Source organism: Mesorhizobium sp. A623 (assembly GCF_054489405.1).
This window is the reverse complement of record NZ_JBTMXB010000030.1, coordinates 23,905-46,629: the sequence shown is the minus strand read 5'-3', so window position 1 is coordinate 46,629 and position 22,725 is coordinate 23,905. Positions and strand designations below refer to the sequence as shown.

General features: G+C 60.2%; 16 protein-coding genes and 2 pseudogenes. 8 read left to right on the top strand and 10 right to left on the bottom strand.

Going from position 1 to position 22,725, the window contains the following annotated elements; translation table 11 throughout:
• Positions 1 to 126 precede the first annotated feature (126 nt).
• Positions 127 to 1,290, bottom strand: a complete 1,164-nt coding sequence (locus ACX3P1_RS22170; protein WP_459081769.1) for a cytochrome P450 — start codon at positions 1,288 to 1,290, stop codon at positions 127 to 129.
• A 433-nt stretch (positions 1,291 to 1,723) separates the two neighbouring features.
• On the opposite strand from ACX3P1_RS22170, the gene ACX3P1_RS22165 reads away from it, so the two are divergent.
• The gene (locus ACX3P1_RS22165; RefSeq protein WP_459081768.1) at positions 1,724 to 2,152 is read left to right on the top strand and encodes a hypothetical protein; all 429 of its coding nucleotides are present in this window, start codon (positions 1,724 to 1,726) and stop codon (positions 2,150 to 2,152) included.
• Positions 2,153 to 2,224: 72 nt separating this feature from the next.
• Positions 2,225 to 2,365: a hypothetical protein gene (locus ACX3P1_RS22160; RefSeq protein ID WP_459081767.1), complete on the top strand. Its 141-nt coding sequence runs from the start codon at positions 2,225 to 2,227 to the stop codon at positions 2,363 to 2,365.
• A gap of 116 nt (positions 2,366 to 2,481) precedes the next feature.
• Here ACX3P1_RS22160 and ACX3P1_RS22155 read toward each other — a convergent pair whose 3' ends face one another.
• A complete protein-coding gene (locus ACX3P1_RS22155; protein WP_459081766.1) occupies positions 2,482 to 2,778 on the bottom strand; it encodes a hypothetical protein in 297 nt (98 codons plus the stop codon).
• Positions 2,779 to 3,149: 371 nt separating this feature from the next.
• Between ACX3P1_RS22155 and ACX3P1_RS22150 the strand changes: the two are divergent.
• From ACX3P1_RS22150 to ACX3P1_RS22140, 3 genes and pseudogenes are all read left to right on the top strand, one after another.
• A pseudogene (locus ACX3P1_RS22150) lies at positions 3,150 to 3,611 on the top strand ((2Fe-2S)-binding protein); the annotation flags it as partial.
• Between the two features lie 49 nt (positions 3,612 to 3,660).
• Entirely contained in the window at positions 3,661 to 4,524 is an 864-nt protein-coding gene (locus ACX3P1_RS22145) for an FAD binding domain-containing protein (RefSeq protein ID WP_459081765.1), read from the top strand.
• Positions 4,524 to 6,776, top strand: a complete 2,253-nt coding sequence (locus tag ACX3P1_RS22140) for a xanthine dehydrogenase family protein molybdopterin-binding subunit (RefSeq protein ID WP_459081764.1) — start codon at positions 4,524 to 4,526, stop codon at positions 6,774 to 6,776. The genes ACX3P1_RS22145 and ACX3P1_RS22140 overlap by 1 nt, the downstream gene beginning before the upstream one ends.
• Positions 6,777 to 7,053: 277 nt before the next feature.
• Here ACX3P1_RS22140 and ACX3P1_RS22135 read toward each other — a convergent pair whose 3' ends face one another.
• The 4 genes and pseudogenes from ACX3P1_RS22135 to ACX3P1_RS22120 all read right to left on the bottom strand — a co-directional run bounded on the left by ACX3P1_RS22135 (position 7,054) and on the right by ACX3P1_RS22120 (position 10,456).
• A complete protein-coding gene (locus ACX3P1_RS22135; RefSeq protein ID WP_459081763.1) occupies positions 7,054 to 8,580 on the bottom strand; it encodes an FAD-dependent oxidoreductase in 1,527 nt (508 codons plus the stop codon).
• Between the two features lie 64 nt (positions 8,581 to 8,644).
• A complete protein-coding gene (locus ACX3P1_RS22130; protein WP_459081762.1) occupies positions 8,645 to 9,259 on the bottom strand; it encodes a glutathione S-transferase family protein in 615 nt (204 codons plus the stop codon).
• Between the two features lie 49 nt (positions 9,260 to 9,308).
• Positions 9,309 to 9,769: pseudogene (locus ACX3P1_RS22125) on the bottom strand (carboxymuconolactone decarboxylase family protein).
• A 60-nt stretch (positions 9,770 to 9,829) separates the two neighbouring features.
• Positions 9,830 to 10,456, bottom strand: coding sequence for a hypothetical protein (locus ACX3P1_RS22120; protein WP_459081761.1), 627 nt, complete (start codon positions 10,454 to 10,456; stop codon positions 9,830 to 9,832).
• A 491-nt stretch (positions 10,457 to 10,947) separates the two neighbouring features.
• On the opposite strand from ACX3P1_RS22120, the gene ubiM reads away from it, so the two are divergent.
• Together ubiM and ACX3P1_RS22110 are read left to right on the top strand one after the other, a co-directional pair.
• On the top strand, positions 10,948 to 12,198 hold the full coding sequence (ubiM, locus tag ACX3P1_RS22115) for a 5-demethoxyubiquinol-8 5-hydroxylase UbiM (RefSeq protein ID WP_459081760.1): 1,251 nt from the start codon (positions 10,948 to 10,950) through the stop codon (positions 12,196 to 12,198).
• Between the two features lie 504 nt (positions 12,199 to 12,702).
• Positions 12,703 to 12,858, top strand: a complete 156-nt coding sequence (locus ACX3P1_RS22110) for a heavy-metal-associated domain-containing protein (protein WP_459081759.1) — start codon at positions 12,703 to 12,705, stop codon at positions 12,856 to 12,858.
• 569 nt (positions 12,859 to 13,427) lie between these two features.
• Here the strand turns inward: ACX3P1_RS22110 and acnA are convergent.
• The 4 genes from acnA to ACX3P1_RS22090 all read right to left on the bottom strand — a co-directional run bounded on the left by acnA (position 13,428) and on the right by ACX3P1_RS22090 (position 21,032).
• The gene (acnA, locus tag ACX3P1_RS22105) at positions 13,428 to 16,238 is read right to left on the bottom strand and encodes an aconitate hydratase AcnA (RefSeq protein WP_459081758.1); all 2,811 of its coding nucleotides are present in this window, start codon (positions 16,236 to 16,238) and stop codon (positions 13,428 to 13,430) included.
• A 408-nt stretch (positions 16,239 to 16,646) separates the two neighbouring features.
• A complete protein-coding gene (nuoG, locus tag ACX3P1_RS22100) occupies positions 16,647 to 18,728 on the bottom strand; it encodes an NADH-quinone oxidoreductase subunit NuoG (RefSeq protein ID WP_459081757.1) in 2,082 nt (693 codons plus the stop codon).
• Positions 18,729 to 19,182: 454 nt separating this feature from the next.
• Positions 19,183 to 20,163, bottom strand: coding sequence for a cysteine synthase A (gene cysK, locus ACX3P1_RS22095; RefSeq protein WP_459081756.1), 981 nt, complete (start codon positions 20,161 to 20,163; stop codon positions 19,183 to 19,185).
• A 131-nt stretch (positions 20,164 to 20,294) separates the two neighbouring features.
• Positions 20,295 to 21,032: an EAL domain-containing protein gene (locus tag ACX3P1_RS22090; protein ID WP_459081755.1), complete on the bottom strand. Its 738-nt coding sequence runs from the start codon at positions 21,030 to 21,032 to the stop codon at positions 20,295 to 20,297.
• Positions 21,033 to 21,448: 416 nt separating this feature from the next.
• On the opposite strand from ACX3P1_RS22090, the gene ACX3P1_RS22085 reads away from it, so the two are divergent.
• Positions 21,449 to 22,519, top strand: coding sequence for a tellurite resistance/C4-dicarboxylate transporter family protein (locus tag ACX3P1_RS22085; RefSeq protein ID WP_459081754.1), 1,071 nt, complete (start codon positions 21,449 to 21,451; stop codon positions 22,517 to 22,519).
• Positions 22,520 to 22,725: the final 206 nt, after the last annotated feature.

The following is a 22,725-nucleotide window of genomic DNA, read 5'->3' as shown; positions in this document are numbered from 1 at the left end:
GAGCTATTGCCGAGGCCTGCAATGTCTGTCTCAGCAGTCTTGAAATGATGCCGATGTTGCTGGTGTTACCGGGTTTTCGGATTGCGTCCCGTACGAGCGGATCGTCCCTGCATGATCGCGACCACACTATAATATTTGCATAGGTAGCGTGGAAAACCCGCTTGCTGGATAAATGGCAAGGACCGGTTGCCGACCGGGAGCCGGCGTGATCTTGCGGGTCTGCTTCAGCAGCTCCTCCATGACGACGCGCAGTTCTAGCCGCGCCAGTTGTGCGCCCGGACAGACATGAATGCCGCGGCCATAGAGGAGATTTTGTTCTGGATCGCGATCGAGGCGGAACTCGTCAGGATTGCCGAAAATCGCCTCGTCGCGGTTGGCCGACGCCCACATCAGCGTGATCCGTTCGCCCGCCGGTATTATGCGCCCGCCAATCTCCACCGGCCTAGTCGTCACCCGTCGGTTGGAGATGAGCGGCGCATGCAGCCGCAATATCTCGTCGATCGCTGCAGGCAGCAGGTGAAGGTTTTCACGGAGTTGCTGTTGGAGCTGCGGTTTTTCCGCCAAGTAGTAGCCCAGGATGCCGACGCAGGCGGTGATGGTGCCCAGTTCACCGACGGTCCAGTTGCGCAGGATGCTGACGATTTCCTCATGGGTCAGCAGCCGGTCACCTACCCTTTCCCGCAAGAGGTCGGTGGTGATGTCGTCCGGTGCGCTCGCGCCGGCTTGGCATCGTGCTTCCAGCAGTCTGCTGATATAGCCGTCGAACTCGAGCGCGATGGCCGCCATCGCGGCCGTGTCCCTGGCCAGGGTGGCTTCATGGTTCTTGCGTACCCACTGAAGCAGCGGTTCGTGCAGGCTGTCCGGCCAGCCGAGAAAGGCGCACTGGATACGCACGGCGAAAAGCTGGGCAAGCCGCGTGACAAGGTCGATCTCCACGCCCCGCTCCAGGCTGGACACGAGATCGGCCGAGATCGTACGGCAAAGCGGCTCGAAGGCTTCGACGCGCCCGGGCTCGAAATGACCCTCGATCAACCGCCGGTATGCCGTGTGCAGGGGTAGGTCCATGCCGCTCGGTACCGACAGATGGCTGGAGACAACACTGCTGAAGGTGTGGTGATCGTCCAGCGCATGAACCACGTCTTCGTGCCGGAGCAGAGACCAGCCCAGATAGTCGCTATAGGCCACCGGACATTGATGGCGCATCGCATCATAGGCCTTGATCTGGTTGGCAAGTACCGCGTCGGACCTCGGATCCCAGTCCGATTTCAGCCTATCCGACGTCGACTTCATGGCAACCCTCCAAGACATTTCGGTGTCGCGACGGCGGCAGCGAAACTTCACGCCCCCGCTAGCCCAGCACGCGCAATGAATCATTGAGCTAGCGCAAACACGGCTCACAAAATCGCGCTATGCTTCAGCGCTGGCGGCGTGGGCGCCGAGCAAAACTCTCACGCGTCTGTGTTTCCTTGATGGTCTACGCATGTTTTGCACCGTGGGTCCAGATATTCACGTCGCTCGGAACGCTTTCGGCCAATCGTTGGGGAACGCCAGGCTATGTCTGGCCTTCGGTAGGTATGTCGGTGCCTTTTACCAGGAAGGCTTGTTATCTTCGTTGCCAGGACCCAGTTGGCCGGCGCCGATAGACATGGTGTGACAATGGTTCACTTGGGTCCAAGAACCGAGCGAGGCGAGGCATGATGGTCTTTTGCAAGAGGGCGATAGGATGAGAGCCAGGACTGCGACGCCGGGCGACCTGGAGACCGTCTTTCGAGACCTTTCAGGTAGAATGTCAACCAGCTACGGCATGACAGGGGAGAATCCGCAGAAGGTTCAGGATAGTCTGATGATGGATCTCAAGGAGGGGCGCGCCCATACCTTGCTCGATGGCGAGACGGTAGTGGCGATCATTTCTTGGCATGAGACGGATGATGCGGCCGAGACTATTTTCGCCGCGCGAGAAAGCTTCTTTACTGCACACACGGTGCGCTTCTGCCAACGACATATCCGTCGTATTCAGGCACTAGCCGGCAATCTGCCGATCCATTCCAGAAGTTGGCTGGAAGAACCTGCAATGACCCGCTGGTTTCGTATCATCGGCTATGTTGAAAAGGCAGATAATGGCGCCAAGCTGTTCGAGTTGCCACCTATTTAAGGCTGGGCTGTCGCTGAAGCCGATCGACGAATATTTAGGCATGTCTCCGCACTCCGCAACGGCGGCACGACCTTGCTGCTGATCGAGCAGAATGCCGAAGCCGCCCTGGCGGTCGCGGATCGAGGCAATCTGCTGGTCATGGGTCAGATCGCGGCCTGCGGCCCGAGTGCTTGGCTTTTGGAGGACGACTTGGTGCGGTACCTCTATCTTTAATTATTCCGACTCCCGGATAAATGGTGTCAAGGCACATCTCGTCCGACACGAACGTGTGCTACTGGATCGCCAGTCCCGCCATCACCTGGGTCGGCAGCGGCATAACCGTCCGGTTGTTACCGCGAAGATTTCGCTTTGATGCGTGCGATGAGTTCCTCGTCATCGACGAAGGCGTCGAGGAAGTCGTCCCATTCGTCATCGGTACGGCGAGCATGGGCCAACATTTGCTCCAGTTCTTCAATTCCGTCGCGGGTCAGCGAGGTTATTGCCTCGTCCGGCCCGGTGTAGACACTGATGCTGCTGCCGTAGCTCAGGTTGTCATCGTTGCTGACGATCGCCTGAAGGAGTCCGGCATCTTCATCGAGCAATTTGGCGACGTAGTTGATGCTGAACACATGGGTCACGGTTGTCATCAAGCGGCCCCGGCGGAGATGGCGGTGACAGGCGACTAATTTCAGGGAAGCAGCCCATCGAGGTGATTGATCTTATGATCGTAGATTAGGTCGAGCACGTCGGCCAGATATCGCGGGCAGAATCTGAGCGTGAAATGCCTCAGCCGCTACTCGACATGGTGCGGTATTGCTTCATGCGGCAAGCCATTTTCTATTCATCCGGTCATTAGTTGGGCCGACGCGCATCTGCTCGGCTCGGCCGACCGTGAATGCCTCTATCTGTTGAGATAGATGGCATATCATTTACATGACAATAGTAATCACATGACGATTTTAGTTAACACACATCTTGTTTTGTTTACTATATGATGAATTGTCATTGATCGTTTCCTATGCGACGGTGTCGGCACCTATCCAAGGAAAGTGCATCCATGGCGCTGTCACTCAAGATCAACGGCCGAGAGGTTTTGGTGGATAGCGACCCTTTGGCGCGGCTCAGCCATGTCCTGCGCGAAGGTCTCGGATTGACCGGTCTTAAGGAAGGATGCCTTGAAGGCGAATGCGGCGCCTGCACGATCCTGGTGGACGGTGCGCCCGTTCACGCCTGCCTGATGCTCGCTTTTCAGGCGCAGGGGCGCGACATCATTACCATCGAAGGTCTGGCCGGGCCCGGGCTTCTCTCACGCTTGCAAGCAGCCTTCGTCGATGTCGGCGCCGTGCAGTGCGGCTATTGCACGCCGGGCATGGTGATTGCGGCCGAGGGGTTACTGCGGGCAAAACCCGCTCCCGGCAATGAAGATATCCGCCGCGCGTTGGCCGGCAACATCTGCCGCTGCACCGGCCACGAAAATATCGTGCGCGCCGTCTCCGCCGAGGCGGAACGGCGCGGGGGGGGGCCAGGACTTGACCGCGCTGGTGCCGGCCCGGCCCGTCGACCTTGCCGCCCTCGCACAGCTGATGGCGGGTCCCCTTCCCGTCAGCTTCATCGCCGGGGGCACCGACCTTCTCCTGTCGGGACGGCCTTTGCCGCGGCAAGGGTTGCTGGTGGATATTTCGGCCATAAACGGCCTTACCGGCATCAAGACCGATGGCGGCGATATCGAAATCGGTGGCGCCACCACCGTCGCGGCGCTGGAGGCCCATGCCGGCTTGGCGAAGCGTTTTCTGGCGCTGGCGCAGGCGGCCGCCGAATGCGGGTCTGTCCAGATCCGCAACCGCGCCACACTCGGCGGCAACATCGCTAATGCAGCTCCCGCCGCCGATCTGGTGCCGGTCCTGGCGCTGGCAGAGGCTCGTCAGCGGCTGATGATGCCCGGGGGTGCAAGCGCCGAGATCCCGTTCGGCGATTTCCGTCCCGAGGCCGGCGGCCTCATCATGGAGGTGATCCTTCCGGAAGCAAAGCTCCTGCCGCGCAGCGCGTTCGTGAAGCTCGGACGTCGCCGCGATCTTACGATTTCGCGGCTCAACATGGCTGCGATGGGAGAGTTCTCGAGCGGCCGGTTCGGTGCGCTGCGTTTGGTGGCGGGCAGCCTCGGCCCCCGGCCGATCCGGCTTGGCCTTGCCGGGGCCGCGCTGGCCGGCCGGCAGCTCACTTTCGCCGCCCTGCGCGACTTCATGCAGGCATTGAGCGACGAGTTCGCCGCCGCCATTCCCGGGCGTGCTTCCTGGCGCTGGAAACGGCAGGCGATCCGCGGCTTGGGGCTTGATCTGATCGCGCGGCTCTGCGGGCTTTCGGCACGTGATCCGCTGTTCGACGAGGCGCTGTGATGGAGCAGGTTTCGCAGCGGGTGCCATTGATCGATGGCGTCGCGAAAGTCACCGGTCGCTTGAGCTTCGCCGCGGACATGGCGGTTGAAGGGCTGGCGCATGGCGCGCTGCTGCTTTCGCCGCGTGCCCACGCTAGGATCGTCAGCCTCGACCCCGCGGCCGCACTAAGCCTTCCCGGTGTCATCGGTGTGTGGTGGCACGCCAACACCCCCCAGAACGGCTACAACAGCTCGATCTGGTATTGCGGGCAAGTCGCTCTCGCCGACGAGCACATGCTTCCTCCCATCGTTCGCCATGTTGGCGACCGGGTGGCGGTGGTGCTGGCCGAGACGGAAGCCCTCGCCCGCGCCGCCCTCTTGAAGATCGCGGTGGAATACGAAGACCTACCCGCCGTGTTGGCACCGCAGGCCGCACTCGACCATGCCGGACCCGTTGCGGATGCCGCCGGTCCCACCTACCGCAATCCGGTGGACGAGGTGAACTTCGTCCACGGCGACCTGGACGCCGCCTTTGCTTGCGCCGATCACATTGCCGAAGTGGCCGTTAAAACTCCGCGCAGCCACCATTGTGCGGTCGAGCCGCATGTCTGCCTGGCCTGGCCCGAGGCGGGCGGACGCATCGCAATCCATTCTCCCTGCCAGAGCGTCTTTGCCGTGCAGGCGGTGGTGGCACAGGCGCTGGCGATGGATCCCGGTCGGCTGCATGTGACCAAGGCGCCCATCGGTGGCTCCTTCGGCGGCAAGGCGGAGCCGATCCTCGATCCCATCTGCGCCTATCTCGCGGACCGAACCGGACGCCCTGTGCGTATCACCTTCGACCGGCATGATACCTTCACCGCGACCAGGACCCGGTCCGCCACGAGCGGGCGAATGCGTATCGCCCTGGCGGCTGACGGGCACATCTTGGGACGGGATACCGACGTTGTGGTGGACATCGGCGCCTATTGCACCGGGGGCAACTATTTGCCCGGCTCTATGCTACAAAGGCTAGCGAGGCTCTATGCCGTCCCGGCCGAACGATACCGAGGCCGGGCGGTCTATACCAACACGCTGACAACGGGAGCCTTTCGCGGCTACGGCTCGCCGCAGATCCATGCTTTGGGCGAGATTGCGCTGGATCTGGCCTTGCGCGACATCGGCATCGACCCCGTGGATGCACGCATCTTGAACATTGTGGCGCCCGGCGCGCGGGATCCGTGGCAGGACCTGGACCTGGGCAATGCACGCGGTGCTGATTGCCTGACACGCGGGGCCGAAGTCTTCAAGTGGGCCGAGCGGCGGGCGGCTGTCGTGAAGAGAGGTCGGTTCTGGCGTGGGGTCGGCATGGCCGCTGCCACCCATATCAACGGCTGCTTTCCTGGCGAAGACGAAGCCACGACGGCCGCGCTGCAGTTGCTGGCAAACGGGCGGGTCGAACTGGTTTGCGCGCTGCACGATCTCGGCTGCGGATCGGACACATCTCTGGCGCAGATCGCCGCTGAAGTGCTAGGGCTGTGTGCCAGCGAGATCGTCATCGCGCCGGCGGACACCGACACCTGCCCCTACGATCTTGGCACCCGTGCCAGCCGGATGACCTACATCGCCGGGGAAGCCGTGCGCCGGGCCGCACTCGCGCTCGCTGCAATCGTCGCCGATGCCGCAGCGCTGGCCTTGAACGCGGCCGCAACCGAAATCAGGCTGCGCGGCGGCCGGGTCGAGGCCGCCTACAGGTCGATGACGCTCGCGGAATTGGCCGCCTGGCTGGGGACGCGCGGGACCAACCTCCCTGCTGCCACCTATACCCATCGCGCCAGCGCCAATCCCGGCTCCTATGCGGCGCATTTTGCCGAGGTCGAGGTCGATACGCTGACGGGCCGGGTCGAGGTGAGCGACTATCTCGCCGTCCACGACGTCGGCCGGGCCATCAATCCCATGCTGGTCGAGGGCCAGATACACGGCGGCGTCCAGATCGGCATAGGCTATGCGCTCTACGAGGACGTTGCCATGGATCTAATGACAGGGCGGGTTATTGCTGACAGCTTCGCCCGTTACACGCTGGTCAATGCGTCGGAAATGCCGGCCTTGCACGTCCTATTGGTGGAAGAAGGCGAACCGACCGGGCCGTTCGGCGCCAAGGCCATCGGCGAGATAGCGACCATCCCGGTAGCGCCAGCTGTCGTCAACGCCGTCAACCATGCGCTGGGCACCAGCTTGACAGATCTGCCGCTTCTGCCCGACCGCATTATCATTGCGTTGCGGGAAGAAGATAAATAGTGGGCTCTCAAAAATAACAGCGAGCCTGGCTTTGATAGGAACCGAGCGAAACTGCAGTCGCGATGTTGTGACCGAAGCCATGAAAGGCGGCTCTGGCTGGAAAGCTCGGGATCGACGCGAGCACGCTACAGGTGGCCAACAAGCATCCCGCTACCGCAATTCTTGAAGCAGCCGCGGCTCCCGATTGCAATCTGATTGTTATAGCGTTTTCTTCTCGGCAGCCAGGCGGCGGAGGTGCTTACCAACAGCCACGCCACGGTCCTGGTCGCAGGATTCCCTATGCCGCGACTTCGGCTTCCATTGCGGCCTCGGCGGCCAGGCTTTCCAGGTCGCGGCCCATGGTGACCACGGCAAGTGTACGTCCGTCGCGCTTGTAGCGCAGCACGCAGTCGCTTCCGGCGATATCGCCCTCGACCTCGATTGCATCCCATGCCTCGGCATGGCCGACATAATTGAGACCCAGGTCGTAGTGGCGGCTCCAGAAAAACGGCACGTCCACATGCTTACGGCGGCCGCCCAGCATGTTCTCGGCAGCCGTCTGGCCCTGGCGCTCGGCCACCATCCAATGTTCGACGCGGATCGCCGCACCGCTATGCGGGTCGGGCCAGCGGGCGATGTCGCCGGCAGCAAAGATGCCGGGCGCGCTCGTTTCCAGGAAGGCGTCTACCACCACGCCGCGATCGGTCTTGAGGCCGGCGGTCTCGGCCAGTTGCGTGCGTGGCCGCACCCCGACGCCGACGACAACGAGATCGGCGGCAAGCGTGCGGCCACTGGCAAGCCGGACCTCGGTGGCGGCGACGGCATTTGCCGTGTCTTCAAGGTGGAAGATGACACCGTGCCGCTCATGCAGGGCGCGGATGAAATCGCCCACCTGCGGGCCCAGCACCCGTTCCATCGGCCGCTTGTCGGGCGCCACCACATGGACCTCGAGCCCACGTTTGCGTAGTGCTGCCGCAACCTCCAATCCGATGAAGCTGGCCCCCATCACCACGGCCCGACCGGCCGTTTCGGCCTGCGTGATAATCGCCCGACAGTCCGCGAAGGAGCGCAGTGTGTGGACATGTGGCAACTCCATGCCCGGGATCGGCAGGCGCACGGGCTCTGCTCCAGTTGCAAGCAAAAGCCGGTCGTAGGAAAGTGTGCCGCCATCGGCGAGGCGGACTTCGCTTGCACCCACGTCGATGCTGGCCGCCTTGGTGGCAAGCCGCAGGTCGATGTTCTGCTTTTCGTAGAAGGCAGGCCCGCGCAAGGGCATCCAGTCTTCCGACGCCGTGCCGGCGAGAAAGTCCTTGGAAAGGTTGGGCCGGTCGACGGGCAGGTCGGCATCCTCGCTCAGCATGACAAGGCTGCCCGCATAGCCAAGATTGCGCAGCCTCTGGGCGGCAGCAAAGGCGGCGCCGCCGCCGCCGACAATGACGATCCGCTCTGGCACGGAACCGCCGGAAAGCACATGTTTGGGGGCGAGCTTCTTCTTGCCGACGACGATCTTACCGTCATGCCGCTCTACCGACCAGCAGCCGAGCGGGGCCAAAGCCGGCGCTGCCACCGCTTCGCCGGTGCGGAGATCGAAACGCGCATGGTGCCAGGGGCAGCGGATGGTTTCTCCCACCACCAGCCCCTCGGCCAGAGGTCCGTTGTAGTGACTGCATTCGGCCCCGATCGCGAAGACTTCCTCTCCGCGACGTACGAGCAGGACGGACTTGCCTTCGACATGGCCGACAAGCATGCCGCCATCGGCAAGCTCGGCCGCGGCGATACCCTCAGCCAGATCGGGTCCGTCCGGGGTTTCCTTGTTCTCAGCCATTCCATCCTCCTTACCGTGCCAGCGTTGATCTATGCGGGGCTACTCCATCGACACCATGGCCAGATCAGGCGAGTCCCTCCGCTTTCATCGCCTTCTGCACGGCTGGATCGGCCCGCATCCGCTGCTCGAAACGCGCGATCCCGACCAGGTCGGAAAGGTCGATGCCTACCTTTTTCGTCCAGCTTGCCAGGACGAACAGATAAGCGTCGGCGATGGAGCGGGTTCCCGCGATGAAGTCGCGGCCATGTAGCTGCCGGTCCACCAGTTCGAACAGGCGGCGCACCACCTTCCTGGCGTTTTGCCGGGTCTTGTCGATCGCGGCCTCGTCACCGAGATAGGCGGTCGCGCCGAACAGCGGCTTGAAGGCAGGGTGCAGGTCGGAATTGATCAAGCCCATCCAGTGATGGACTTCGGCGCGGCCCTTCGGTGTACCGTCGCCGTCGAGCTTCGCCTCTGGATGGCGGTCGGCGAGATAGCCGAGCGTCGCCTGATTCTGCGTCAGCACCGTCCCGTCGTCCAGCTCGAGTGCCGGAACCATGCCCTGCGGGTTGATGCGCAGATAGGCATCCCCCTTCAACTCGTCACGACCGAGCTTCTTTGTCTCGTAAGCGGCGCCGGTCCATTCCAGCACGATGTGGGTGGCGAGCGAACAGGCGCCGGGCATATAGTAAAGCTTCATGATCACGTCCTTGAAAGGTTGAAGAAAATAACCTGTTGTGCATCGGCGTTCATGCCGCCTCGGCCTTGCGCACCGGGTGGATCGTGTGGAAGGACACGCTCAACCGGTTCCAGGTGTAGATGACGGCGACAGCCATGGTCAGCTTCACCAGATCCTCTTCCGAGAACTGCTTGCGCGCCAAGGCATAAAGCTCATCCGGGACGCCGCCATGTGAAATCTGCGTCACCGCCTCGGTCCAGGCAAAGGCGGCGCGTTCGCGCTCGGAAAAAAGCGGCGATTCCTTCCAGGCGGCGACAAGATAGAGGCGCTGCTCGCTCTCGCCGTCGGCGCGCGCCTCATGTGCGTGCATGTCCACGCAATAGGAACAGCCGTTGATCTGCGAGGCGCGCAGCTTGATCAGATGCAGAGCAGGCTGTGCTCAAGCCCGCTCTCCTCCACTGCCTTGTTCAGCGCCAATTGCGCCTTCATGAGTTCGGGCGCCTTGGGAAAATACTCAAGCCTCGGCTTCATTGTTTATCTCCTGCTTCATCCGCATAAGGGTTACAGGGAAGGTTGGCCTTTGGGTCGTGGTCAGGCAGCATCCTTCCACTCACGGACCCGGACAAGATCGGGGTCGTCGGCGTGCTGGACTAGTATTTGCTCCACGTGGGCTTGCCAGAGCGCTGCGAAGCGGGCCAGTTCGTCCTCGTTAGCCTGTCCGGCCACCGCCTTAGGGAACAGCACCTGCATCTCGCGCGCCGACGAAACAACGGACATATCGAGATCGAGGATGACTCCGCAGCCGTTATCGCACCGCCGCAGGGCCAGAAGGCCATCGATCGGCGCGTCAAAATGCAAGAGATCGCGCCGCGCAAAACGGCCATTCGCGCCGATACCGCCAAAGCCTGTCTCCGGCGCAGCGCCAGTGATAAGCGTTGCCACGGCAGCCATAACGCCCGTTACGCCCTTGTCGCGTGGGCTGCGCATATGAACCTCAATACTGCCCCGTTCGGGTATCTCATCGTCATAGAGATGGCGCAGCCCACTGCGCACCATCAGATAGGCGCCAGCAACTGTGGGGCAGGAATGGCCGGCGAGTTTCACGACATCGATATAAGCGTAACTCATCACTCCGCCTTCCGAGGCGCCAAGGAAAGCCGCCAGCGGGTCGCGCAGCGTGATTGTGGGAGCTTCCGCAAAGAAATCAGGAAATTTCATCGCACTCTTCGACGCGTGTTCAGGCATGTCCTATCGGCGACGCGGGTTTGGGACGTGACTGGTTAATGCGTATTTCTAATTCATATTTATCCGTCCGGCAATTGTGCATGATGACACATCGATAACTCGGCCGCAGGGTGATCCACCGCATCCCGCCAACATTATCGCTCAGCACTCTGGCGCCATCGTCGAGTTGCCGCGTCCGCTCACGACGCTTGTCGGTAAGCGCCTTTGTCGGTTTCGGGTAGTGTCGTCCATGAATGGTGTCCTTCGTCCGAGCGAATCTGTGGACGACGTAACGCTCGTCGTTCATGTGCTTCTGCGCCGTGACAATTTTGACAGGAACAAATCTGCATGGTACGCATAATAAAATAGGCATTATAAATGCATATTATGCTTCGAGACGTGTGGCTGCAATAGGATTGCTTTTCGGAACCGGGGGCTCTCCGTACCGCGACGCAGACGGCCAATCTATATCTGGAGGTTATACCATGAACGCCGCAAGCTCCGGCAGTGTGCTGATCATCGGTGCCGGGCCGGTCGGGCTGTGCCTTGCTTGCGCTCTAGCCGCACACGGTCTTGAGGTTGATGTTGTGGAACGCCAGCCCGACGGCGCCTTGGCCGAGCCCGTTTTCGACGGGCGCGAGATCGCACTGTCCCACGGTTCCATACGCATCCTCGAGCACCTCGGAATATGGAGCCGGATTTCCGAAGCGGAAATTCATCCGATACGCCGCGCAAGTGTCAGTGACGGCCCATATGAAGGCTTCGAGGTGGACGCCAGCGTCTTCGGCAAGGATCGCCTTGGCAACTTCGTTTCCAACCATGTGATTCGCGCCGCGGCATGGCGGGCGGTGCAAGACACACGTGCTATCCGTGTCCACACCGATGCCGAGGTCGTAGCGGTCGAGCGCGAAGGCGAAGCCATTGCGGTGCGTTTGGCCGATGGGCGCCGGCTTACCGCGCCGTTGCTGGTCGCCGCCGACAGCCGCTTCTCTCAACTGCGCCGCCAACTGGGCGTACCGGTCGCGATGCACGATTTTGGCAAGGCCATGCTGGTGTGCCGAATGCACCACGAACGTCCACACGGGAACGTAGCGCGCGAATGGTTCGATCGTGGCCAGACACGCGCATTGCTGCCGTTGAACGAGCACATGGTTTCGTTGGTGCTGACCGTAACCGGAGCCGAGGCAGAAGCGTTGCAGAATCTGGATGAAGCGATGTTCGCGCGTGACATCGAAGCGCGGCTCAACCGCCAGCTCGGCGCGATGCAACTCGCCAGCACCCGTCACGTCTATCCGCTGGTGGCAACCTGGGCTAAGCGATTCGTCGGACCTGGCTTCGCGCTAGCGGGCGATGCCGCGGTCGGGATGCATCCAGTCACCGCACACGGCTTCAACCTCGGTCTCGCCAGTGTCGACCGACTCGCGACTGCAGTAGGCGGGTCGCTGGCGAGACACCGTGGTGCGGCCGACCCCGATGCGTTGGCTCGTTACCAGCGGCACCACCGGGCAGGCGCTCTGCCGCTGTTCCTCGGCACCGGCATGGTAGTGGGCCTTTACACAGATGACCGCGCATTGGCGCAACCGCTGCGCCACGCGGTAATCGGCGGCGTGCGAAGGTTGCAGCCGCTGCGCGACATGCTGGCCGCAGCGGTGGTAGATGCAAGTCCGCCGGAGATGTTATCCGGCTTGTTGCGCGTTATCGCCCGTGCAAGGCCGGGCACGCCGACGACCTTTTGAGAGGCTCGGGCGGTTTCCTTCGATGGTTTTTGCGCTGAGGCTATCTCAAAGCATCGGTATAGGTTACCCGCACGTGGTCTTCCGACCGTAGATGATGCTGGCAGGAAATGCGAGGCCTATGGGTGACGGAGATGCAAGACGAAGCCTGTTGATATTTCATCCTGCAGGTGTGTTCTTTACACTCGCTGCGGTGACCGCGATTGCACTGCGGCGCTCGGGCCATTCTACGCGTCCCTGGACGAGGCCCAGAAGAAGACCATCAACGGGTTACTCATGCCGATGGGCATGATGTAAAGATGTAAACGGAAAGACCCTCTCCCTGCGGCGCGGGCTTACCGCCGGGAGTCGACAGGGCAATTCTACGATTGTTGGACACGGCCTTCCGCTTTCGCCGGCCAGGTTCTTTGGCAACGCATCGCGATCGAGAAGGGGGTGGCCCTTCTGTCCACTGGAACCCCCATCATGACTTCAAGCCAATGTGGCGACCGAATGAAGGAGACTGAAATGCCGACACTAAATGTGTCCGACATGACCTACAGACATTGTGCGGGCACGGTGAAGAAGGCAATCCATGGCATCGGCAGCCAGGCGGCCGTTATGGTCGATCTTGCATCGAAAACCGTGTCAATCATCGTGCTTCGACGGCCAAGATTTCGATGACGGTCGAGGCCGCGGGTCATCCGAACGAGACGGTCTGACAGCCATGAGAGGACAGATGGAAACATTCGTGCGAATGCTTGCCGCGAGTCTGGTGTCAAAGGAATTTCCCGATGTGAAATCTCCCACCCCTGCAGCTGACAGCACTACCTTTCTTCCAGCCATCTGCTTTCTTGAGCCTTATTCAACGCGTATAATTCGGTGATCGCCTGCCCGTGATGAAGGTGAATGAGTTGTGGCGAGCTTAAATTGCATGCATGTCCGACCGATCCCCTCACTATCGGCCTATTGGAGATTGTACAGTGAGGTATGTGAGACTGACCAGATCGATGATCGCAAAACCTCTTTTGGGTGATCAGAATCAACGGTTGCTTTCGTGGGGTGTCACTCTGCAAGAGACGCGACAAAAATGAAGGGTTCATCGTCATCGCCTTGGCCAAACGGCTGGATCCTTATGGGAATGACAATTGGCGTGATTTTAATACTCGGACTAAAATACGTCACAGGCTATTAGTGAGATCCCAACGCTTTGATTGCCCCGGCGTGTAGGGGAGCGCGGTAAGGCTCGGCAGTCACTCCGGCGCATCGCCAAGCAGCCGTCGCAGCATGTACTGCAGGATGCCGCCGTGACGATAGTAGGCCGCTTCGACGAGGGTATCGATGCGTACAAGCGCCTCGAACCGTCGCGTTTGTCCCTGTTTGTCGCGCGCCAGCACCTGCACCGTTGCCGGAGGTGCCTCGCAACCAGCAAGACCGGTGATCGCGAAGGTCTCCTCGCCGGACAGTCCGAGCGAGTTGGCGCTCTGTCCTTCGGTGAATTCGAGTGGCAGCACGCCCATGCCGATCAGGTTCGAGCGGTGGATGCGTTCGTAACTTTCGGCGACCACGGCGCGTACGCCGAGCAGCGCGGTACCCTTGGCCGCCCAGTCGCGCGAGGAGCCCGAACCGTATTCCTTGCCGGCCAGAATGATAAGCGGCGTGCCTGCCGCGGCATAATTCAGCGAGGCGTCGTAGATGGTGGTGACCGGAGTATCGGCCCGAGTGAAATCGCGCGTGAAGCCACCCTCGATGCCAAGCGCGAGCTGGTTGCGCAGGCGGATATTGGCAAACGTGCCGCGGATCATGACCTCGTGGTTGCCACGGCGCGAGCCGTAGGAATTGAAATCGTTACGTTCGACGCCATGCTTCTCGAGGTAGATGCCGGCAGGCGAGCCGGCTGCGATCGTACCGGCCGGGCTGATGTGATCGGTGGTCACAGAGTCTCCCAGCTTCGCCAGTACCCTGGCGCCGATGATGTCCGTGAGCGGCGCAGGGTCGCGTTGCATGCCTTCGAAATACGGCGGTTTGCGTACGTAGGTCGAATTAGGTTGCCACAGGAAGGTATCGCCGGCCGGCACATCCATGCCGCGCCAGCGCTCGTCGCCGGTGTACACATCCGCGTAGCCCTGGGTGAACATGTGCGTCTTGAGATTGGCGGAAATGGTTTGTTCGACTTCCTGCGGCGATGGCCAGATGTCGCGTAGATACACTGGCCGACCGTCACTGCCGGTTCCCAGCGGTTCGCTGAGCAGGTTCACGTGCAGGCTGCCGGCCAGCGCGTAGGCGACTACCAGCGGTGGCGAGGCCAGGAAATTCATCCGCGTCTGGGCATGGATGCGGCCCTCGAAATTGCGATTGCCAGACAGCACCGAGCAGACGGTAAGGTCGTTTTCGGCCACCGCAGCACCGATCTGCGGGATCAGCGGGCCGGAATTGCCGATGCAGGTGGTGCAGCCGTAGCCGACCAGGTTGAACCCCAGCTCATCCAGGTACCGGGTCAGGCCGGCGCGTTCGTAATAGTCGGTGACCACTCGCGAACCCGGCGCCAGCGAGGTCTTGACCCAGGGCCTGCGCGACAGGCCTTTTTCGACAGCGTTCTTGGCCAGCAATGCGGCGGCGATCATCACAGAAGGATTGGAGGTGTTGGTGCAGGAGGTAATCGCCGCGATCACCACATGGCCATTGTCGATTCGGCATCTGCTGCCGTCTCCCAGAGTTACGTCCACCGGTTGGCGCGGCCAGTTGTGCTCGCCATCACAGTTGCAGGGAGATTGTGGGCCGTCGCCGGGATGTGGCTTGCTCATCACGAACGGATCGCTAGCCGGGAATGTTCCTGCCAGGGCGGCGTCGAGGCCGACCTTGACCGCCTCGGCCTGCGTTTGTCCCGACAGCAACGCGCTGATTGCGTGGGGCGCGATACGCAAGGGGATCCGGTCTTGCGGGCGCTTTGGTCCAGCAATCGACGGCTCTACCGTGGCCAAATCCAGTTCGAGCCGTTGCGAATAGTCCGGTTCGTGCGCAGGGTCGTGCCACATGCCTTGTTCCTTGGCATAGGCTTCCACCAGGCGAACCTGATGCTCGGAGCGGCCGGTCAAGCGCAAATAGGACAGCGTCTCGGCATCGATCGGGAAGATCGCGCAGGTGGCTCCGTATTCGGGGCTCATATTGCCCAGGGTCGCACGGTTGGCCAGGGGTACATTGGCCACACCCGGACCGAAGAACTCGACAAACTTGCCGACTACGCCGGTGCGGCGCAGCAGCTCGGTCACCGTCAATACCAGATCGGTGGCCGTCACGCCCGACTGCAGCGCGCCGGTCAGCTTGAGGCCTACAACCTGCGGCAACAGCATGCTCATCGGTTGGCCCAGCATTGCCGCCTCGGCCTCAATGCCGCCGACCCCCCAGCCGAGGACTCCCAACCCGTTGACCATCGGCGTGTGCGAATCGGTGCCTACCAAGGTGTCCGGGTAGGCGAGCGGCCCGTCGGGGCTGTCGCGGGTGAAGACGACCCGAGCCAGATATTCAAGATTGACCTGGTGGCAAATGCCCGTATCGGGCGGCACTACCTGGAAATCAGCAAATGCCTGCTGCCCCCAGCGCAGCAACTGGTAGCGTTCGGCATTGCGTTGGAATTCAAGTGCGGCGTTGGTCGCAAACGCGTCGGGCCGACCGAATACATCAGCGATGACGGAATGATCGATGACCAGTTCGGTCGGTATCAACGGGTTGATACGCTGTGCATCGCCGCCCAGATCGATGATCGCATCGCGCATCGCCACGAGATCGACGACGCATGGCACGCCGGTGAAATCCTGCATCAGGACGCGCGCCGGAGTGTACTGGATTTCCTGCCGTGGTGCCGCATCCGGCAGCCATTCGGCCACGGCCCTGATCTGCCCGACGGTGACGAGTTCGCCATCCTCGTTGCGCAGCAGATTTTCCAACATCACCTTCAGGCTGTATGGCAGCCGCTGGCTACCACTGATGCGATCCAGGCAATGAATCGTGTACGTGGTATCGTCGACCGTGAGCCGGTCACGTGTGTTGAAGCTATTGTTTGTCATGAATACTCCTATCCAGCGAACTGATATTGCTGGGCTACACCCGGTAGCCTCATAGCGCACCTCAAATGGCTTCCGGCAAACCTGGCATCGTTCACTTCTCGCAATTCCCGCGAAGGAGTGCGCCGTCTTGAATATCGTGTAAAACTACGCGGTGTGTTTGTCCTGCTCGCACCAACCATAACTCAAGCTCTTACGATCCTCGGATGGGACGTATAAATCAACTTCGCTCGCCGGTAGGTTAACCGCCACGGTGTCGGCTGCGGCATTCTGCTTGTGGTGCACGGTGTGTTTCAGACGGCATTGTCGCGAACTTTTCTGGCCATTGCGCAAGAATAGGAGAAACAATGTACGATCAGTATAACGCTATTAGCGTCGGCGACCGGCGGAGGGACAAGCGGTGTCCATGCTCTACTCCACTGCCGGCCTGAAGTCATTCTTGGCCAACGCCGAGCACTCTGCCATCACCGCCGATGCGCGCGCAATAGGATTGGTGAGGTAGAAATCCCGGACCGGCGAGGTGAACGAACCTTTGCCCAGTTTTCCGCCCAGCTTGGCTATCTTGGCGATCTCGTCCTCGTCGCCGGCGGCGATCTGGTCGACACGGGCGAAATGCGGAAACTGCACATAAAGCTTGGCGCGAAGCTGCGGCAATGAATCGAATGGCAATTTCTTGCCAAGCACATCCGACAGCGCTCTGAAGATCGCCCAGTCTTCGCGCGCGTCGCCCGGTGCAAAGCCCGCCCGACTAGTCTGCTGCACTCGACCTTCGGTGTTGACATAGGTTCCCGATTTCTCGGTATAGGCCGCCCCGGGAAGGATGACATTGGCGCGGTGGGCGCCGGCATCGCCGTGGGTGCCAACATAGACGACGAAGGCGCCACCGGTCTTTGCCATGTCCAGTTCGTCTGCGCCGAGCAGAAACAGAACTTCCGTCCCGCCTAGCATGGCGCCGACATCCTTGCCGCCCTCGCCCGGCACGAAGCCGAGATCGAGGCCACCGACGCGAGCTGCCGCGGTATGTAACACGGCAAAACCATTCCAATCCGCGCGGCTTGCATTGACCGCGCCGGCGAGCTTCGCCGCCTGGGCGAGCACGGCCGCGCCATCAGTGCGTACCAACGCGCCCTGCCCGACAATGATGAGCGGATGGTTTGCCTTCTTCAACGTCTGGAAGAATTCGCCATTGCCGTCTGCCAGATTCTTGAGCGATTCCGGGCCGGCACCCAGCAACTCGTAGTCGTAGCGCGTATCGCCGACATCGCCGATGACTCCGATGGGCAAGTCGGCGGCGCGCCAGCGCTTGCGAATCCGGGTGTTGAGAACGGACGCTTCGAAGCGCGGGTTGGCGCCGATGATAAGGATGGCATCGGCCTGCTCGATACCCTCGATCGTCGGATTGAAGATATAACTTGCCCGCCCCAGCGAAGGATCAAGTGCCGCGCCATCCTGACGGCAATCGATGTTCTTCGAGCCGAGTGCCTCCATCAGAAGTTTCAAGGCATACATTTCCTCGACGGCGGCGAGGTCACCGGCGATTGCCCCGATTTTTTCAGGCGACGTCTTTGAAGCGGCGTCCTTGATGGCCGAAAAAGCTCCGGCCCAGCTCGTGGCGACCAGCTTGCCGTCCCGGCGCACATAGGGGCGGTCGAGGCGCTGCGTGCGCAAGCCATCCCAGATGAAGCGAGTCTTGTCGGAAATCCATTCCTCGTTCACGGCATCGTTGTTGCGCGGCTGGATGCGCATCACCTCGCGGCCACGGCTATCGACGCGGATCGCCGAGCCAACCGCGTCCATCACATCGATCGATTCGGTATTGGTCAGTTCCCAAGGCCGTGCTGTAAAGGCGAAGGGTTTCGAGGTCAGTGCACCAACCGGACAAAGGTCGATGACATTGCCCTGCAGCTCCGATGTCATCGCGCGTTCGAGATAGGTGGTGATCTCCATATCCTCGCCGCGCCCTGTCGCACCGAGTTCAGAAATGCCGCCGACCTCGGTGCTGAAGCGGATGCAGCGTGTGCAGTGGATGCAGCGCGTCATGATCGTCTTGATCAGCGGGCCGATATATTTGTCCTCGACTGCCCGCTTGTTCTCGTAGAAGCGCGAGGAAGCCATGCCATAAGCCATGGCCTGGTCCTGCAAGTCGCATTCGCCGCCTTGGTCGCAGATCGGACAGTCGAGCGGGTGGTTGATCAGCAGGAATTCCATCACCCCCTCGCGCGCCTTCTTGACCATCGGCGTATTGGTGAAGATTTCCGGCAACTCGCCATTCGGGCCTGGGCGCAGATCGCGCACGCCCATGGCGCAGGAAGCGACCGGCTTGGGCGGCCCGCCCTTCACCTCAATCAGGCACATGCGGCAATTGCCGGCGATCGACAACCGCTCATGGAAACAGAAGCGTGGGATTTCCGCACCCGCCTCCTCCGCCGCCTGCAGCAGCGTGTAGTGATCGGATACTGTTATCTCTTTGCCGTCGACCTTGAGTTTAGCCATTTCGCCTCAAACCCCTGCGGACATCCCGAATCCGTCTTGCCCAATGCTGCCGAAGTGAGCATCCCGCCATCGACTCAATCTTGCTCGTTGTCAGTGGCATACGCCATCACTTGGTCGATCCAGCCATCGGTGCCGATCCGCCCGTTGAAGCCGAGTATGTCTCCGATCTGGGCAATTTAGCCGCTCAACTACGTTGTTATCTAGTCACAAACTCGATGCCTTGGCCATCCTAAGTCATCCAGTTTCGGACCAATAGCAAACGGCATTTGAACCATTCACCGACTAATATGCACCTTCGAAGTCGGATCCACCGTGTGGTCGTGCCGATGCGGCAATCTTCCTTTGAAGAAAAGTGTTGTGGAGCAGCTACCTGTTAGCCATGCACGTTTTACGCTATCGCAATTGTATAATTATGGGTGGCAAATCTCTCAGTGCCTTTTGACGCGCGTTCCCTTTACGCCTGCATCTCTTCGAACAGCGTGGTCGACAGATAACGCTCGGCAAACGAGGGGATGATGACGATCATGTTCTTGCCCTTGTTTTCGGAACGCGAGCCCACCACAGCGGCCGCCTGCAGGGCCGCACCCGAGGAAATGCCCACTGGCACGCCTTCGAGGCGGGCCACCAGCCGTGCATTGGCGAAGGCGTCGTCGTTGGAAACCCGCACCACCTCGTCGTAGATCGAGGTGTCGAGTACTTTCGGCGCGAAGCCGGCGCCCAGGCCCTGGATCTTGTGCGACCCCGGCTGGCCGCCCGACAGCACGGCCGATGCCTCCGGCTCCACCGCGACCACGTAGAAGGAAGGCTTGCGCTTTTTGATGACTTGGCCAACGCCGGTGATGGTGCCGCCGGTGCCGATGCCGGAAATCAGGATGTCGGCCTCGCCATTGGTGTCGTTCCAGATCTCCTCCGCCGTGGTGGCGCGGTGGATCTCCACATTGGCAGGGTTTTCGAATTGCTGCGGGATCACCGCATCGGGCAGGCTGGCGGCAAGTTCGTCAGCCTTGGCGATGGCGCCCTTCATGCCCTTGGCGCCTTCGGTCAGCACGATCTCGGCCCCCAGCAGCGCCAGCACCTTGCGGCGCTCGATCGACATGGTTTCCGGCATTGTGAGAATAAGCTTGTAGCCCTTGGCAGCCGCCGCGAACGCAAGCGCGATGCCAGTATTGCCGGAGGTGGGCTCGATCAGGGTTGTGCGGCCCGGCTTGATGCGGCCCGAAGCCTCAAGCGCCTCGATCATGGCCACGCCGATGCGGTCCTTGACGCTGGAGACGGGATTGAAGAATTCGAGCTTCGCAAGAAGATTGGCGACGATGCCCTTTTCCCTGGCATATTTGTCGAGGCGCACCAGCGGAGTGTCGCCCACCGTGTCGATAATTGAATCGTAAATGCGGCCACGTCCCCGATTTTGCGATGATTGGCGTATGTTACTCATTGACAAATCCAAAATCCCGTTCTCGTGATTATGAGGCGTAGTTTGGCCACGTTGTGGGAGCGTCACCCATACTCTTTAATAGATTCAATCCACCGCATGAGCAGTACGACATGAGGGCCAATCCGCTTCCGCTAAACTAATTCCAATTTTCGAACTATTGTCGGAAGGTGCCCCACCCCCGGCTTTGAGAGCAAATATCCTTGCATGAGATTAATTCCAAGCTGCAGCAACATTCGTAACTCATTGCTGGTCTCTACGCCCTCAGCGATAACCGAAGCGCCGAAGGATAAACAGACGTTCACAACATTCTTTACCGAGGCTTGCCGGCCAGCATCCTTGTCAATGCCCTGTACTAAATTTCTATCCAGCTTAACGATATCCGGTCGTAGTGCGAGCAACGTTCCAAGCCCCGCATATCCCGCACCGAAGTGGTCCAACGTGACCATGACACCACGATTCCGGCAGGACGCAATCCACCGTCGAACAGGGACAGGGCTGATCGGATCGTTTTCTGATAACTCAAAGATGAGACGTTCACTTGGCCAGCCGACTCGGCTGGCTGCCTTCAAGGTGTCATGCAATCCATAACGACGGTTGCACATCGCCTCCGCCGACATATTGACGCTCAGCCTGCATTTCAGACCAAACGACGATGCCAATTCAACAGCCTTTGTCCGGCAGGCGGCGTCGAAGGCAAGACGATCTGCCCAGGCGATACTCCCAAGTACCTGTTTAGCTCCTTCGCCGTCAACGCCGCGGACCAGAGCTTCGTAGGCGAATAAGGCGCCGTTGTTATCAAAGTCAATGATCGGCTGGAACGCCATCGTGAATTCGGGTTCTGGGACCGGAGGCACGCTGATGAATGCCATAAGTGTCAATTCCCTCCCGCGATTGAAACATCAGTGAGACGTAATGGGCCCTATTTGTCCCAGAAATGGCCAGATACGAGCGTACGCCTCTAGAAGGAGGCCAAAGGCCAAACCCGGGTTCCAACCAAACCATTGACGCCTGATTTGGTGATCTCAACACCGATATGAGGTCGCCGAGACCTCAATGAGAATGCGCCTTCGTTAGACGTGAACCCTCCAGCGGCTGCTGAAATATAGATCATGTTAACCGTATTCTCTTTGCGCTTGCGCAAACTGCATGCTCCTCATGATTGCGGTGCTGTTGCAGCAACCGCTTGATCATCTCATGAATAGCAGCCCGGCCTCTGATAGGCCGATGAGATTGCATGACCGCCGCGGCCCATGTCGATGGCCATCGATTTTAGGGGAGACGACCAATGCCGACTGGAACCAACATATCGAAGCCAACCCATTTAGGTCCCTCAGGTCTCGCAGATATGTCGCCCGCGTATTTCGGGTTAGTTATGGCTACCGGTATCGTGTCGTTATCGGCTTTTATGATGGCATATCAAGCCCTTGCGTTTATTCTGTTCTATCTTAACATCACCCAATACGTGGTGCTTTGTGCGTTGTACGTCTTGCGAGCATGGCGATACCCGGCCCGATTTTTCGGCGACCTGGTTTCTCACCCAAGCGGTCCCGGATATTTCACGACGGTTGCAGGAACAGGCATATTGGCAAGCCAGTTCATGATTCTGCGCGACAATGTCGCAATGGGGATTGCGTTGTGGCTCTTTGCCGTCCTGTTATGGATTTGCCTGACCTATGCGATCTTTACGGCCTTCACCGTGAAAAAGGAGAAGCCCACACTTGATAAAGGCATCAACGGCGGCTGGTTGCTGGCTGTGGTGGCGACGCAGGCACTGTCTGTATCAAGCGCGATTCTTGCGGCACATATCGGTCAGCCGTATCGATTGGAGCTCAACCTCATCGCTCTGTCGATGTGGCTGTGGGGTGGTATGCTCTACATCTGGATGATGTCGTTGATCTTCTACCGATATACGTTTTTCCACTTCTCTCCCGGTGACCTCGCGCCCCCATACTGGATCAACATGGGCGCTATGGCGATTTCCACCCTGGCCGGATCATTGCTGATCCTGAACGCACCTCACGCACCATATCTGACTTCACTACTGCCATTCCTAAAGGGCTTTACGATCCTCTATTGGGCAACCGGAACTTGGTGGATACCGATGCTTCTTTTGCTTGGCATCTGGCGCTACGGCTATGAGCGTTACCCATTCGAATATGATCCGCTCTATTGGGGCGCGGTGTTTCCACTTGGTATGTACGCCGCCAGCACCTGGCAAATGGATCGCGCCATGGACTTCGGCTTCCTTGCTGGTCTGCCACGCGCGTTCTTTTACATCGCATTGGCGGCCTGGATCATCACGTTCGCCGGAATGGCACGGATGCTGGCATATAGGATTATGTATCGACGGGTATAAATTTTCTTGCTTCTGGCACCGCAAACTCCAATTGCCGTAGATAAAGTACCACCCAGTTGTTTGGCGCTTCGCAAAGACGAAAAACGGCTGTCGACTGGAGCTTAGCTTTATCCTCCATGAGGAAGCAGCTCTTGCAGTCGTCTATTCTGCGAAAATACGCCGAGGCTCGCTTACCATGTTACGAGCTATCCAAGCTCGCCACATTT

Bases quoted from the DNA above. Each gene is read 5' to 3' on its own strand.
- cysK (WP_459081756.1), bottom strand. From the start codon at position 20,163: ATGAGTAACATACGCCAATCATCGCAAAATCGGGGACGTGGCCGCATT.
- ACX3P1_RS22135 (WP_459081763.1), bottom strand. From the start codon at position 8,580: ATGGCTGAGAACAAGGAAACCCCGGACGGACCCGATCTGGCTGAGGGT.
- ACX3P1_RS22170 (WP_459081769.1), bottom strand. From the start codon at position 1,290: ATGAAGTCGACGTCGGATAGGCTGAAATCGGACTGGGATCCGAGGTCC.
- ACX3P1_RS22120 (WP_459081761.1), bottom strand. From the start codon at position 10,456: ATGAAATTTCCTGATTTCTTTGCGGAAGCTCCCACAATCACGCTGCGC.
- ACX3P1_RS22140 (WP_459081764.1), top strand. From the start codon at position 4,524: ATGGAGCAGGTTTCGCAGCGGGTGCCATTGATCGATGGCGTCGCGAAA.
- ACX3P1_RS22085 (WP_459081754.1), top strand. From the start codon at position 21,449: ATGCCGACTGGAACCAACATATCGAAGCCAACCCATTTAGGTCCCTCA.
- ACX3P1_RS22090 (WP_459081755.1), bottom strand. From the start codon at position 21,032: ATGGCATTCATCAGCGTGCCTCCGGTCCCAGAACCCGAATTCACGATG.
- acnA (WP_459081758.1), bottom strand. From the start codon at position 16,238: ATGACAAACAATAGCTTCAACACACGTGACCGGCTCACGGTCGACGAT.
- ubiM (WP_459081760.1), top strand. From the start codon at position 10,948: ATGAACGCCGCAAGCTCCGGCAGTGTGCTGATCATCGGTGCCGGGCCG.
- ACX3P1_RS22110 (WP_459081759.1), top strand. From the start codon at position 12,703: ATGCCGACACTAAATGTGTCCGACATGACCTACAGACATTGTGCGGGC.
- nuoG (WP_459081757.1), bottom strand. From the start codon at position 18,728: ATGGCTAAACTCAAGGTCGACGGCAAAGAGATAACAGTATCCGATCAC.
- ACX3P1_RS22130 (WP_459081762.1), bottom strand. From the start codon at position 9,259: ATGAAGCTTTACTATATGCCCGGCGCCTGTTCGCTCGCCACCCACATC.
- ACX3P1_RS22165 (WP_459081768.1), top strand. From the start codon at position 1,724: ATGAGAGCCAGGACTGCGACGCCGGGCGACCTGGAGACCGTCTTTCGA.
- ACX3P1_RS22155 (WP_459081766.1), bottom strand. From the start codon at position 2,778: ATGACAACCGTGACCCATGTGTTCAGCATCAACTACGTCGCCAAATTG.